The sequence below is a fragment of the Rhizorhabdus argentea genome (genome assembly GCF_037861105.1).
Classification (GTDB): Bacteria; Pseudomonadota; Alphaproteobacteria; order Sphingomonadales; family Sphingomonadaceae; genus Rhizorhabdus; species Rhizorhabdus argentea.
Genome location: NZ_JBANFK010000042.1, coordinates 1 through 13,518, shown reverse-complemented (window position 1 = coordinate 13,518; position 13,518 = coordinate 1). Strand labels below are relative to the sequence as shown.

The 13,518-nt window shown below is 59.5% G+C and carries 10 protein-coding genes and 1 pseudogene; 5 read left to right on the top strand and 6 right to left on the bottom strand.

The features are described from left to right. Nucleotides 1–256: 256 nt before the first annotated feature. The 4 genes from AAC645_RS19955 to AAC645_RS19940 all read right to left on the bottom strand — a co-directional run bounded on the left by AAC645_RS19955 (nucleotide 257) and on the right by AAC645_RS19940 (nucleotide 7,338). On the bottom strand, nucleotides 257–1,297 hold the full coding sequence (locus AAC645_RS19955) for an SMP-30/gluconolactonase/LRE family protein (RefSeq protein ID WP_340318333.1): 1,041 nt from the start codon (nucleotides 1,295–1,297) through the stop codon (nucleotides 257–259). Between the two features lie 121 nt (nucleotides 1,298–1,418). Continuing rightward, entirely contained in the window at nucleotides 1,419–3,812 is a 2,394-nt protein-coding gene (locus tag AAC645_RS19950) for a TonB-dependent receptor (RefSeq protein ID WP_340318332.1), read from the bottom strand. A gap of 87 nt (nucleotides 3,813–3,899) precedes the next feature. After that, the gene (locus AAC645_RS19945) at nucleotides 3,900–6,362 is read right to left on the bottom strand and encodes an ATP-binding protein (RefSeq protein ID WP_340318331.1); all 2,463 of its coding nucleotides are present in this window, start codon (nucleotides 6,360–6,362) and stop codon (nucleotides 3,900–3,902) included. 628 nt (nucleotides 6,363–6,990) lie between these two features. Beyond that, a complete protein-coding gene (locus AAC645_RS19940) occupies nucleotides 6,991–7,338 on the bottom strand; it encodes a hypothetical protein (protein ID WP_340318330.1) in 348 nt (115 codons plus the stop codon). Between AAC645_RS19940 and AAC645_RS20560 the strand changes: the two are divergent. The 4 genes and pseudogenes from AAC645_RS20560 to terL form a co-directional block, all read left to right on the top strand. Continuing rightward, a pseudogene (locus tag AAC645_RS20560) lies at nucleotides 7,288–7,413 on the top strand (ParB N-terminal domain-containing protein); the annotation flags it as partial. The gene AAC645_RS19940 and the pseudogene AAC645_RS20560 overlap by 51 nt on opposite strands. 45 nt (nucleotides 7,414–7,458) lie before the next feature. Beyond that, nucleotides 7,459–8,631 carry a DNA modification methylase gene (locus tag AAC645_RS19935; RefSeq protein WP_340318334.1) on the top strand — a complete coding sequence of 391 codons (1,173 nt, stop codon included), beginning with the start codon at nucleotides 7,459–7,461 and terminating at the stop codon, nucleotides 8,629–8,631. A 103-nt stretch (nucleotides 8,632–8,734) separates the two neighbouring features. Further along, nucleotides 8,735–9,217, top strand: a complete 483-nt coding sequence (locus AAC645_RS19930; protein WP_340318329.1) for a DUF5681 domain-containing protein — start codon at nucleotides 8,735–8,737, stop codon at nucleotides 9,215–9,217. After that, on the top strand, nucleotides 9,214–10,722 hold the full coding sequence (gene terL, locus AAC645_RS19925; RefSeq protein ID WP_340318328.1) for a phage terminase large subunit: 1,509 nt from the start codon (nucleotides 9,214–9,216) through the stop codon (nucleotides 10,720–10,722). Before AAC645_RS19930 ends, terL begins: the two co-directional genes overlap by 4 nt. A 183-nt stretch (nucleotides 10,723–10,905) precedes the next feature. Here terL and AAC645_RS19920 read toward each other — a convergent pair whose 3' ends face one another. After that, entirely contained in the window at nucleotides 10,906–12,192 is a 1,287-nt protein-coding gene (locus AAC645_RS19920; protein ID WP_340318327.1) for a glycosyltransferase, read from the bottom strand. A 271-nt stretch (nucleotides 12,193–12,463) separates the two neighbouring features. On the opposite strand from AAC645_RS19920, the gene AAC645_RS19915 reads away from it, so the two are divergent. Next, nucleotides 12,464–12,667: a helix-turn-helix domain-containing protein gene (locus AAC645_RS19915; RefSeq protein ID WP_340318326.1), complete on the top strand. Its 204-nt coding sequence runs from the start codon at nucleotides 12,464–12,466 to the stop codon at nucleotides 12,665–12,667. 575 nt (nucleotides 12,668–13,242) lie between these two features. Here the strand turns inward: AAC645_RS19915 and AAC645_RS19910 are convergent. Further along, on the bottom strand, nucleotides 13,243–13,518 hold a 276-nt coding region (locus AAC645_RS19910; protein WP_340318325.1), incomplete at its 5' end, for a P-loop NTPase family protein.

Below are 13,518 nucleotides of genomic sequence, written 5' to 3'. Positions count from 1 at the left end.
GGGTAAACGGATGCGTCGAACGTCGTCGGCATCACCACATGGTCGCCCAATGTGAACGAACTGAAGCCTAGCTCCTCGGCCCGCCGCGCCAGCCCGATTACATCGGCGCCAGTTGGGTCGTTGCCCAGCATTCTCGTGCATCCAATCCCAATCTTCATCCAGGACTCTCCTATCAATTCAGCATTGTTGCCGGCCCAAGCGCGGCCTTATCTTAGCAAACGAGTTCCAGTGATTTCGTAGCACTCCAACGGCCGTCCTACTGGTGGGAAAACAAGATCGGCGCTTTCGAGAACGCGCTGCTCCGGAAAATCATTGCTCCGCGGCCGTCCTGGTCGCTGGCAAGAATATAGAGTTCCTTGGTACCCGGCTTGATCGCCATGCTGGTCGTGTAGAGGAATTTTCCATCCTCGCGGCCCGGTACAAGAAGCTGGCCAATCGGCACTCCCTTAGGATTGAATACAAGAACGCGGCCCTCGCCGAACAAGCCGACATAGACATTGCCATCGGCGTCGACGCGGACCGAATCGGCCCGCGCGCCCGTGAAATGATAAGGTATTGTAGTCCCCAATAGACCGATTTTGGCTGCGGCCGATAGCTCGATCCGATGTAGAAGGCCCTTCCCGGTCTCGCCGACCCAAAGGACTTTTCCGTTCGGGCTGAGGGCAATGCCGTCAGGCATGGACAAGCCCGACATGACAGGCGTGAGTGTTTTCCTGTCCGGCGACATATAAAAAACACCGCCAATCGGCTCGGCATTATTCCCTTTGAGGTCCGTAAAATAGAAGCCACCGTCATTATCAAAAACAAGATCGTCGGGAATATAGCCCCTCTCGCGGGAGATGATGCTCTCTTTACCGGAACCATCTGGCCGTATCGCAAACACGCAGCCGCCGCGCTGCATGTCGCCTATGCCCGCGACAAAGATTCGACCATCCTTGTGAACGGCTATCCCAGCCGATCCATCAGTGTTCTTCGGCAGCACGACGCTCAATGTGCGATTGGGTGAGATCCGCAATACGCGCCCCCCGACAATTTCGACAAGCAAGAGATCACCCTCACGGTCAAAAGCCGCGCCCTCGAGCAGGAGCTTGTCATTCGATCCAGCAAGCGCTGGTGTTTCCTTGGAGATAGACAACCAGGGCTCGGCAACGACCGTTTGGAGGCCCTGTTCGCCAAGGGGGATGGCGACAGGAGACTGCGACATCTGGTCGTAGACAAACGCTGTGCTGGCTCTCGGTGGTTCTGCAGCTACTGGACCGACGGCCATCGCGCTCACGAGCAACAGTAATTTACTCATGCGCTATCTCCATTCGCACGGCAGGTGGCCGCTTTCTATATGTGAATTAGGAGTTGATTCCCGCTCTCGAGCGAACGGTAACAGGGATATGTCTACTCCTCTCACCGATCCGCCCGCGGCACTAGTCGCCAAATTTAATAGAGGCGCGCAGCATTATCTGTCTGCCGCGACTAACGGCGCCTGTTAGGTCCGACTGGGTCCCGGTCGCCAACCCAGGCGTTGTACCCTGGCTAGTAGCTTCGGCCGTACGAATAAAATAATATTCGTTTGTCAGATTTTTGCCGATCAAACCAATCTCCCATCCAGACTCGTTGATCAGCCGCAGACCAGCGTCAACCTGCCAATAGGATTTTTGCCTACTTTGAGGAATATTACGGGTCTCGGTAAAGAAACTCGATGTGTATGCCGCATCTCCCGAGAGCGAAATTCTCATCCCAGCTGAGATCGCAGTTTCAAAGGTTGCACCCGTATTGATCGTCCAATCCGGCGCTCGAATGACCTGCTGCCCCTTCAAGTCCTGGCTGTTGAAGGCGCCAGTGGCCGGGCTAAAAACCTGATTACAGCCCGCAGAAATCGTCTGACCTCGGTAGCAGAGCGCCGAAAATTCATTGTAGCGTGAGTGATTATAACCGAGAGCACCCCTCACCGATAAGCCATCCAACGGGGTGATGTAGTTGAAATCCCACTCCACACCCTTGGACGTCATCTTGCCGCCATTGAATATCTGTGAGTTAGGTACGCCATCAGCACGAATGAAGGCGATAGTGACCTGCAAGCCGGTCGTGACGTAGCGATACGCAGTGATATTAAACTGCAAATCTCGGCCAGAGAGAATTGACTTTGTGCCAACCTCAAAGCCCTTCGTCTTTTGCTGGTTGTAGGAGGGGTCGAGTGCGCCGGTCACATTCGTGTTATAGCCACCGGACAGGAAGCCGGTGCGATAAGCACCGAACAACGTCAGCTTAGGGCTGGGCCGCCATGTCAGGGTTGCCTCCGGCGATATATTGTCGAATGTACGTTTAGGTGGGTTAATAGCGCGAGGTATATCGAATATCCCAGGGTCTCGGCCGAGGAAGTATTTTGCGCTCTTCTTCTCGCGTGAGTAGCGGGCTCCGCCGGCCAACTCCAATGTGTCAAGAACATCCCACTCGGCTTGAGCGAAGAACGAATAGGCGTTGCTGTCAACGACTGCTCTTTGACGGCCGGCGACGCGGGAAGGCAACCCCACGAACGCATCAATGATGGCGGTTCCCTTTGAGCTCGTGTACAAAGCTCCAACCGTGAAGTTCAATGGGGACTCAAATCTACTTGCCAACCGTAATTCTTGGCTAAAATCGCGAATGTCCAGGTTCGTCGCCACTACCAATCCACGTCCGCTGACGTCCAATGCGAGCATATCCGCATAGTCGAGTTCAGAGTCATAAAGGCTAGTGACTGACGTTACGGTGATCCTGTTTGTGGGTAGGTAGTTAAGCTCCAGTGATCCCAGGGTCTGCTTTTGGCTTAGGTAGGGTTCGCCATCACGAAACCGGTAATCGCGAGTTGCGAAGGTCGGATCGATCTTCGGAAAGAAACCCTTGCCGTTTGGTTTGCAGTCGGAAAATACGTTACCATATTGGTTGATATCACCGAGAGCGCAGAAGACAAATTGGGCGTTCTCCGCCAGGCCAGCGGTTCTGGTGACTCCGTGGTTCAGTTTGAACCGTGCATTGAACGATTCAGAAGGCTCCCATTTCAGCGTAAGCCGTCCCGCAAATTCGCGATCATGGGGACGGCTACGGTGTTCTGGCGCCAGCGGATGATCTTTTGGAATGGTATTGGTTACGTCACCATTGATTGTCGAGCCGGACAGGGCGAGGCGGGCACCCAACGTGTCCGTCAGTGGCCCAGATATATAGCCTTGAAGCTGAGCTTCTTTCGCGTTGACTTCGTACCCTGAGGCCAATTTTGCCGCAAGCGATGCGGTCGGATCGGCAGAGCGTATGGAAATGATACCGCCGGGACTGTTCTTCCCGAAAAACAACGCTTGTGGACCTTTGAGGACCTCGATCTGCTGGATGTCGATTTCGCTCATGCGCCTAATCGTTGCACGCGCCACTGGAGCACCGTCAACCACGTATGAAACAGACTGGTCCACAAGTGGGTTTCCATCACCTGAGCCGAGCCCACGCATCGTTATGGTGCCTCCCTGGAACCCGCCGGCGCTGTCACCTATTTGCAGTTGCGGCACCATTTTCGACAGATCATCGAGTTTGGTGACACCACGCCGCTCGAGCTCTGCTGCACCGACTGCAGAGATGGCCACCGGGACAGCCATCGAGGTTTCATCGCGCTTCCGGGCGTTAACTATGATCTCGGCCGATTCTTCCGAGTATGCGGTGCGCCGGAAACTCTCCGCGGCACCATGTGCAGCAGGGGGAGCTGACTGCGCGAGCACCGCAGCCGACGAGAATCCCATTACCAATGCGGAACCACTCCACAATATGGCACGCCTTTGGTTAGTCACCGTCCCCATATCCCTCTCCTTTGACGGAAGGTGGCCCGAACATCGGAATCGTCATCGACGATGTGGACGTGGCCGGAAGTCTGTTGTGCCATCTCGCTATACCTCGTCTAGGACTTTCCGAACCTTCTCGGAAAGTTGTCGTTTGGAATAGGGTTTGGAGAGCAGGGTCACGCCTTCGAGCAGCCGGCCGTTCTCGGTCAGCGCGTCGCTCGTATAGCCCGAAGTGTAGAGGATCCGCAGGTGGCGCCAGCGGGCCGCGGCGCGCTCACCCAGCTCGCGGCCGTTCATTCCGCCCGGCATGATGATATCGGTGAACAGCAGGTCGATATCGTCGCGGCCCTCGAGGATCGCCATCGCCGAAGGTCCGTCAGGCGCTTCGATAACCCGGTAGCCGAGGTTCTCGAGTTGGGCGCGGACATGAACGCGAACCATATCGTCGTCCTCGACCACCAGGACATTCTCGCTGCCCCCTTCGATCTCGTCATCGACCGCCCGTTCGTCGCCAACCGAAACGATATCGGATGCGGAGGCGGGAAGATACAGCGAGAAGGTCGTGCCCCGTCCCAGTTCGGTGTCGAGATCGAGATACCCCTGTGACTGCTTGACGAAGCCATAGACCATGCTGAGTCCGAGACCCGTTCCCCGACCCATCTCCTTGGTGGTGAAGAATGGCTCGAAGATGCGATCGACCACCTCGGGGGCGATGCCGGTGCCGGTGTCGCTGATCCGGATCGCGACATAGTCGCCTGGTTCAACCTCGGTCCTGCCGGCGACGAACTCCTCCGCGAACCTTATGTTTTCGATAGCAACCGTGATCTTGCCGCCATCGGGCATGGCGTCGCGCGCATTGATGCAAAGGTTGAGGATCGCGGCCTCGGTCTGCACCGGGTCGGCATAGGCGCAAGCGGCGTTGGATGGCCTCTCGATCACCAGGCGGATGGCTCCGCCAATCCCCCGGCGGATGAGGGGTTCCGCGGCCTCAACGACAGCCTCGACGTTGAAACTACGCGGTTCGAGCGGCTGCCGGCGGGCGAAGGCGAGCAACTGCCTGGTCAACTGGCCGCCGCGTTCCGAGGCGCGAAGAATCAATTCGGCGAGCTTTCTCTGTGGCGGTTGATCGAGCTGAGCGGCCAGCGTCTCGCTGCTGCCGATGATGATCGTCAGTAGGTTGTTGAAGTCATGGGCGACCCCGCCGGTGAGCTGCCCGATGGACTCCATCCGCTGAGCCTGCTGCGCCTGTGCCTCCAGAGCATCATGCTCCGTCATGTCGCGACCCACGCAATGACAAAGCTGCTCCTTCTCGGCCCACGTCGCCGACCATAGCATCGGCACCAAGGTGCCATCCGGCCGCACATAGGAATTACGCGGCGTCTTGCGCGGCAATCCTTGTATCCTCCGCAGGTAATCCTCGGCGGTGGTGGCGCGGTCGTCCGGATGCATGAAATCGGTGCACAATCGCCCAATAAGAAGCTCGCGCCGCCACCCCCAGAGGGCCTCGCAGTTCTCGCTTATGTCGACAAACCGACCTTCACCGTCGAGCGTGCAGATGATATCGGTCGAGGTCTCGATAATCGCTCGCATCCGATCCTTGGCTTGGGTTGCGGCAGCTTCGCTCTTCGCCAGTAGCTTTGCCCGCTTTTCAGATGCGGCGAGAGCGTCTGCCAGCGCATTGCCCATGCGCTGCTGACGACCATGAGCCACGGCCAGCGGAAGGCTCGTCAAGATCGCCACGGAGAAAAACAGCTCGAGATACGCTCCGCGCATGATCGGGCTGTAACCAGCAGCAATGAGCTTGCCGGCGATTCCCCCGCCGCCGAGTTGGCTCAATGCCGCCGCCGCGGCGATCGTGAACAAGGCTCCCACCCCAGCCCCGCGCAGGCCATGACGCCACGCAAGCAGCATCAGCGGCGGAATGATGATGTAAACGCCCGGGAAAGAGAGAGGACCGAATACCAGATAAAGTGATCCCGCCAGGATCAGGAGGAAGACCCCGCCCACGAAGTCGAATGGCCTCGTCTCGAATTCCGGTTTTGATGTAATGGCGAGGATTGGAAACAGGAGGACGAACAGACCCAAGCTGTTGTTGAACATCCATGCGAAGATATCCTCGGCGCGAAAGATCGTTTCCGGTTGCAGAACGCTATATCCGGCGATCAGATATCCCAGCTTCAGGCACGTCGTCAGGGCGCCTGCCGTGACGATCCCGAGCAAGTGGCTCGGTTCGGCAATGTCGATATTCTCTCCCAGCTGGCGCCGCAGCAGATAGGCACAAAGGCAATATTGAAGCGCATTGCTGGTTATGCGGTACAGGATAATCGGTGGAGCGATATCGAGCCGGTATGCCAGCGCCGCTGCGTTGCCCAGCATCGCCGCCGCGATCAACCATGGCCAATCCCGACGCGGTGATCGCAACAACGCCGCCACCGGAAGGCCATTGGTCAACCAGATGCTGGAGATCCCCTGCGAACTCTGCGGGAATGACATGCTGTAATTGGCGACGACGAATACCGCAACGCCGAGCGCAATTGCCAGGGCGAACTGACGAATGAACGCTGTCATTCCATGGTGCCGCGAGCCACCTGCCTGATCGACCTGTCCCATCCTCGGCGTTTTAAATTTCCAGAAGCTTCCCTGCGAAACGCGATCGTTAGCTATCCGTAATTTAATAGTGACTGTTTTCCAAGCTTCTCCTTGGGATAGCAGCGGCGGTATGACTGGCAGATGTTGCCACAAAAATCATCTCCGGCGCACGATGGCAGATGCAATCCGGGATCAGAATAGCGCGGAGCTCCGCCATGAATGCGGGTCTGTCGCAGACCGGCCTATTTTGCTCTGCAAGCTCGGGAAAAGTGGTGCGCCACCCAGTCATGCGCGAACCGGTCTCAGATCTCTCTCAGCCTGTTTCAGGGCCATTTTACAGGCTCTACGCGATATCCGGCATGATGGTGGCTACTCGCGTCGCTGTAAATACCTGCAAACACGCCTGAATTTCACGATCACCTGCACGCGGAGCAGGCTGCAGGAACAGGCTGTTTTCAGGCCGGAACAGGCAGGTCGCCGATGTAATCAGGTGCGATAAGCGCATCTTGCAGCTGTCGCAGGTTCGCGCGGCGCGCGCGCCGACTCAACCATCTCGTTGACAAAAAATGTCGTCTCTTGTCAGATGGTTATGCATCAGATATAAAGATCACGTGACCCGGTGGGTCGCCTCGAGCAGATAGCACCGGCCGCCTGGCCAAAGCGCAGCACGAGCCATCATCCCAACGCCGAACAGGGCGCTGGATGAGGGCTGCGCCGTGCCTTCGCTCTGCTCACCCCCATCCTCCAACCTGATCGGCTCCAATTCTGGAGACAGATCATGTCCGTACTTAAAGGCATCCAACCGCCCCCCAAGAAGCTGAAGCCCTCGCGCCGTTCGTTCGAACCGCCCGAGGACTTTACGCCGGTTCCGTTTCATATCGTCGAGTGGGTTGCACCCGACGATATCGTCATCAACACGCGCAATCCGCGCGAACATTCGCAAAAGCACCTTCATGTCCTGGCGCAGACGGTCAGCGCTACCGGTGTGCTCACACCACTCATGCTGGCTGAGCGCAACCAGCTGCTCGCGGGTCAGGCGCGTCTCGAGGTCGCGCGAATGCTAGGCTTGAAGCAGGTGCCGGTGGTGAGGGCACCCAATCTCACGGAAGCCCAAAAGCGGGTTTTCATCCTGGCAGATAACCAAGTCGCCACGCTGGCCAGTTGGAACGACCATCTCCTTGCGGTCGAGCTGAAGGAAATCGGCGAGCTTGATTTCGACTTCAGCATCGAGGCGACCGGCTTCGAGCATGCCGAAATCGACATCAGGATCGAGAGCCTCAAGGAGCAGACCGACCCTACATCGGACGACGGCGATGCCGCCGATCTTGTTCCCGCCGCGTCATCCGATACCGTCACGCGGCTGGGTGACGTCTGGGTCATTGGCCTTCACCGCATTATCTGTGGCGATAGCCTTCAAGCGGATACCTATGTCGGCCTGATGCAAGGCAAACTCGCCGACATGGTGATGCAGGACGCCCCATATAATGTTTCTGTGAAGAAACATGTCGGTGGCCTCGGCAAGATCCAGCACCGCGAATTTGCCATGGCCTCAGGGGAGTTGTCCAAGCCCAAATTCGCTGGTTTTCTGAGCGATCAGCTCACGCTCGCCGCGGAGCATTGCCGTCCCGGTGCGGTGCTGGCCTCGTTCATGGATTGGCGATCCATAGCACCGCTGATCGTGGCTGGCGAGGGGATCGGCCTTGAGCTGATCAACATGTGCGTGTGGGGGAAGACAAATGCCTCCATGGGCTCCTTGTGGCGATCACAGCATGAACTGATCGCCATGTTTAAAAAGCCGGGCCCATCGGTCACCAACAACGTGCAGCTCGGGAAGTACGGTCGATACCGGACCAACCTATGGCTCGCGCCGGGCGCCAACAGCTTCGGAAAGGACCGCAAGGAGTTGGGCGATCACCCCACGCCCAAGAACGTAGCCCTCATAGCCGATGCGATCCGCGATGTCACCAATCGCGGCGACATAGTGCTCGATAACTTCCTCGGATCGGGCACCACTGCAATCGCGTGCGAGCGCACGGGCCGCGTCGCCCGGTGCATCGAACTCGACCCCGTCTATGTCGACGTCGCGGTTCGTCGTCTCGAGGCTTTCAGCGGGCTGCCGGCCATTCTCGAAGCCACCGGCCAGAGTTTCGCTGAGGTGATGGCTGAGCGCGCGCAGCCAGACGCGCCCGTGATCAATTCGCCTGTGATCAATCCGTCGCCGCGCCGGCGGATGGCTGCCTCCGTCTGATCGCGCACCCACTGCACTGCATTTTTAGGAAATCAGCATGAATAGCAATTCCATCATATCGCCGCGTCCGCGCACCCGCATCGTCGCGGCGCCCGATGCCGCCATGGGCAACCGCCTGATTGCGGATATGCCCCTTGATGACGCGGATGCCGACGATGCTGCTTCGGGGAAAAAGCCCGGGCGTAAACGCGAGCCCAATAGCGGGAGCTTTGCCAAGGGAGTGTCAGGCAATCCGCATGGCCGCCCCAAGAAGGCCAAGGGCAGCAAGGCTATTGTTCGCAAAGTTCTGCTGGAAGCCGTCGATGTGCGTGTCAAAGGCGATCGCAAGAAGAAGATGACCACCTTCCAGGCGCTGGTCATGCAGGAGCGCAAGGCGGCATTCGACGGGGACTGGCGGGCGCGTAATACGATGTTCGCGCTGGCACGCTGGGCGCTCGTCGACCTCGACGATGAGGCGAGCGACATCGAGACTCCCGCCGTCGATGCGTCAGGTGAGCTCACCGACACCGGCCGGGCGATTGTGGATTGGTTCGCCCAGGAGGTGCGCGCTGAAACCGAGGCGGGCGCCCAGGGAGGTGCGGCATGAGCCGGCCGTCGGATCCCGAGGTCGTCGAGGCGCTCGCAAAGATTCGCTTCATGGCATTCGTGATGCTCGTTTTCGCGCATCTCCATCCTCACCTGCCGCCGCTCCGGCCATCCTGGTATCTGCGTGCGATGTGCTGGTGGCTCGAAAAAGTCGCAGGCGGTCGGCTCACGCGATCGATGATCTGGCTTCAGCCGCGGGCTCTGAAATCGATCACGGTGGCCGTCGCCTTTCCCTGTTGGCTGCTCGGCCGCAACCCCTCATTGAAGATCATGGTCGTCACCTATTCGGAAGACCTGTCGCTGCAACATGCTGGTCACCGACGCTCGGTCCTGGAGAGCGATTGGTATCAGCGGATGTATCCCAGTATGCGGATCGCCAAGCGCGGCAACCGGCAGCTCGACATTCTGACCACCCGGCACGGCCGCTGCCTGGCAGCGTCGGTGACAGGGACGATCACCGGTACCGGCGCTGACTTCATCATCCTCGACGATCTCATGAAGGCGGATGATGCCAACAGCCCTGCTCTGCGCGAAAAGATGAAGCTCTGGTATGATGGAACACTCGTCACCCGCCTGACCAGGCGCGCGACCGGTTCGATCATATCGATCCAGCAGCGGCTGCACGAGGATGACCTTCCAGCCTATCTGCGCGACAAGGGTTATGAGCGCCTCGTCCTGCCTGCCATCGCCCAGCACGACGCCGAGATCGAGGTTGGTCCGGGCCAGACCTATCGCTTCAAACGCGGCGAATTGCTTTGCCCGGAGCTGTTCAGCGAGGAGGATGCGCGCGCGCAGCGTATCGAATGCGGGCCGCAGATCTTCTCGGCGATGTATCTGCAGGACCCGGTATCGCCTGAGGGCAATCTGATCCGGATCGAGCATTTTCGGCGGTTCAGTCGCCCCTTTCGGCGAAGCCACTTCGACAAGGTGTTCCAGAGCTGGGACACTGCCGCGAGCGGTTTGCCCACAGCTGACTGGTCGGTGTGCACAACATGGGGGTATCTCGCGGGCCGCCTGTTCCTGCTCGACATCCTGCGGCAGCGGCTCGAATATCCCGAGCTGAAGCGTGCGGTGATTGCTCAGCGCGTGAAGTGGCGTGCTGATATAGTTTTGATCGAGCTCTCCAACGCCGGCGTCGGTATCTGCCAGGAGCTCAGGAAAAATGGGCCGTTCACGCCGACCGGCTATCGGCCGCGCGGCGACAAAGCGGATCGGTTCATCGCGCAGACCGGGCAGATCGAGGAGGGACGGGTTTACCTGCCGGCCGAACTCGACGGCCTCGACTGCTTTCTGGCCGAGTTGCGCGGATTCCCGGCTGGCAAACACGATGATCAGGTCGATAGCCTCACTCAGATGCTCGAATGGCTACGCGACCACTGGCGCACGGCCGACACCGAATATGAGCCCGGGGGCAGGCGAACCCGGATCATTCGCACCAACCGACGACCACCGCTGCCGCCCCTGCCGGACTGGATTTTGGACGATGATGACGTGGACGATTATTGAGTGACCGCCCATGGTAAGCCGCGCGGGTAGGCCTCCCCAAAGGCGAGTACCGGCTGTCTGGATCGAGGGTCAGAGCCTTAATCCAGGCCGCACCAACCCTGCTGGCGGAGCGAGGAAGTCCTCAATCTGAAAGTACGGGTCACGCAGCTCGGCGGCGCGGCGGCGGATTGATGATGGGATGCTTCATCGCGCGGCCGGTAGAGCTGTGGCGCAGGTCGAGCGCCGCACTTGGTCCGAACCATCATCTATCGCCGTCAGATCGTCCACGGGAGTCGGCCTGCCACGCGGGGATCCTGGACATATTCCGAACCCCTGCAGCATTACCCGGTGGTGCTGCTCGGCAGCGGCTGTCCAGTCATAGCGTAGCGCGTGGCGACAGATGAAGGCGCGGTCCCAACGGCGCGCTATAGCGGACCGGATGCCCCGCGCGATGGCAGCGCTGCTGCGATCCTCGAACGATAGCCCCACCCTCGAGTCGGCAACGATCTCGGGCGAGCCCCAGACAGGCGTGGCGGCGACCGGTGTCCCGCATGAGAGCGCCTCCAGCAGCACGTTGGAGATGCCCTCATATTCCGAACAGCTCACCAGCAGGTCGGCAGCACCCATCAGCATGGCCAGGTGAGTCTGGTCGACCGGCCCGGTAAAATGGACCCGGTCAGATACGCCGAGAGCATTGGCGAGCGCCCTCAGCCTGTCTCGCTCTGGGCCGTCGCCGACGATCGTGAGTTCCGCGTCGGGGATCTCGGCCACAGCGCGGATCGCAAGATACTGACCCTTGTTCTGTGACAAATGGCCGACCGAGAGGACGGAAAACTGCTTCATTCCAAGGGCCCGGCGCAGGGCCGGCCTGTCCTCTGGCGGCATGAACAAGGCGTGGTCGACGCCATGTTGTACTACATGCAGCGTGTCGGGCGTGACGCCACAGCTGATCAACTGGTCGACCAGCGCCTGGCAGACAGCGGTCACCGCAATCGCGCGGGCGCACGCCCATCGGATCAGCGCGCCAGGAATGATCTGGCGCGCGATCTGTGTCGCGTCTGTACCAAGGGCGGTCAGCATGACGGGTTTTCGTAGCCAGAGGCCCACCATGCAGGCGGCCACGCCATCGGGATAGAGATAATAGGCGTCTATGACATCCGGATCAAAGCCCGCTCGCTTCAACTCCCGGATCGCCCTCAGGGCGGACAGCGCGATGCTGAACGGCGTGAGCCAGGTGCTGATCTTTGGCAGCATGGGATAGCGAACAAACCGCGCCGCAATTCCGCTGCTGTCATCCTCGCGCGGCGTCTGCGCCAGCTTGCCGTAGCTGCCGAATATCCGCGCCGTGGAGGGGAACCAGGGCACCGGCACGAGCGCGCGATATTCCACGCCGGGCAGCCGTGAGACGTGCTGCAGGCGATGTTTCAGGAAGATCCCGTTCCGCGGCCGAGACGGGCTGGGGAAAAGGTTGGTCAATGCCAGGATCTTCATGACCCATATCCGCGACGGGTGTAAGCAGCCCCTTTCCATGTGGATCGAGGGCTGAGCCTCATCGTCCATCCAGCCATATGACGTCCCCTTCGCTCGGGCGACGCGTTCAGCTTCGGCTTACGTCGTCGCGCCTGTCTCCTCTCGGGCGACGAACAATGACATTCCGTCGCCAATGAGTGACATGACCAATGCTCGGAAGCGGGCGGCAGTCAACCAGATTGTCACTGATCGTCTGTAGATTGATCGTCGACGCGCGTGTCTTTAGCTCGGCGTGGATATACGCACGCGCCTGGGTAAGAACGTCCGCATCCTCCGCGAGGAGAAGGGCTGGAGTCAGGAGGCCTTTGCCCATGAGGCCGGTATTCACCGCACCTATATCAGCGACATCGAACGCGGCGCGCGTAATCCCACTGTCACCATAGTGGAAAAGTTGGCAAGCTCGCTTGGCGTGCCGGCAGCTCGGCTCATCGAGTAGCCTTCGCCCTCGCCCCAGTGTTCATACGCAGACGGTCAGGAGCGCAGCCGGTGCGCAGCAGCCTCTTCGCCAGATACGCGGCGTTCGAATGGACGCTGTTGAAGCTTATAATGGCGCAGAAGCTGCTGCCCGCCTGCGGCAAGGCTCCGTTGTTCATCAGTCAAGTGAAACGCCGATAGCACTGCATTGACATGGGGACTTCATGTGGCCGTGCCGAAGTCAGCAGGCGCGGACCAGGCGCTCCAGCTCGATATCGATCGCCTCCGCTTCAAGCGGCCGGGCAACGGAGAGCAACCGGTCGCGATCCTGTTCGCCGACATTCTGGCTAGCGTGCGGGCCTTGGTCGCCTCGTGTCGCAGCAGCGTAGCGCTTCCCCCGTCATCGCGCTTCCCCCATGTTCCTGCCGGCGAAGGAGCAAGGCGCCCTCCCACGCCATGCCTGCTTGCACAGGTGATTTTGCCTGCGGCTCTCCTGCTCCGCGCAGCCGCACGACCGCCAATCGCGAAATCTCTTAGCGATCACCCCGATGAATCAGGTTCCGATCCCAATGTAGAGCGCATTACTCAGACAGGCTCCTAGACTGACGCGGCGTTCTTTTGTGTCGGTGTGAGACGCGCCAGCGACCCTGTCAGCGCATCGGCAGCATCCTCGTGCATTTCCGGTGATGGATAATAATGGTTGGTGCTCCACTTCACGCCTTCCGAGTATGCCGCCATGCTTCCGCCGTCCACTTCGACCGGCTCGCCGGTGAACCGGCTGACGAGTTGATAGCCATAATTGCGCGTGCTTCTGCACTCGACATAATCATCGAAGAGCGGCCGTATTTCATTTACGCTCGCCGAATTGACGAA

What these genes read in the sequence shown, in the direction of transcription:
- AAC645_RS19920 (WP_340318327.1), bottom strand. Translation starts at nt 12,192, where the DNA reads ATGAAGATCCTGGCATTGACCAACCTTTTCCCCAGCCCGTCTCGGCCG.
- AAC645_RS19940 (WP_340318330.1), bottom strand. Translation starts at nt 7,338, where the DNA reads ATGAAGGTGCTTTTGCGAATGTTCGCGCGGATTGCGCGTGTTGATGAC.
- AAC645_RS19955 (WP_340318333.1), bottom strand. Translation starts at nt 1,297, where the DNA reads ATGAGTAAATTACTGTTGCTCGTGAGCGCGATGGCCGTCGGTCCAGTA.
- AAC645_RS19950 (WP_340318332.1), bottom strand. Translation starts at nt 3,812, where the DNA reads ATGGGGACGGTGACTAACCAAAGGCGTGCCATATTGTGGAGTGGTTCC.
- terL (WP_340318328.1), top strand. Translation starts at nt 9,214, where the DNA reads ATGAGCCGGCCGTCGGATCCCGAGGTCGTCGAGGCGCTCGCAAAGATT.
- AAC645_RS19930 (WP_340318329.1), top strand. Translation starts at nt 8,735, where the DNA reads ATGGGCAACCGCCTGATTGCGGATATGCCCCTTGATGACGCGGATGCC.
- AAC645_RS19945 (WP_340318331.1), bottom strand. Translation starts at nt 6,362, where the DNA reads ATGACAGCGTTCATTCGTCAGTTCGCCCTGGCAATTGCGCTCGGCGTT.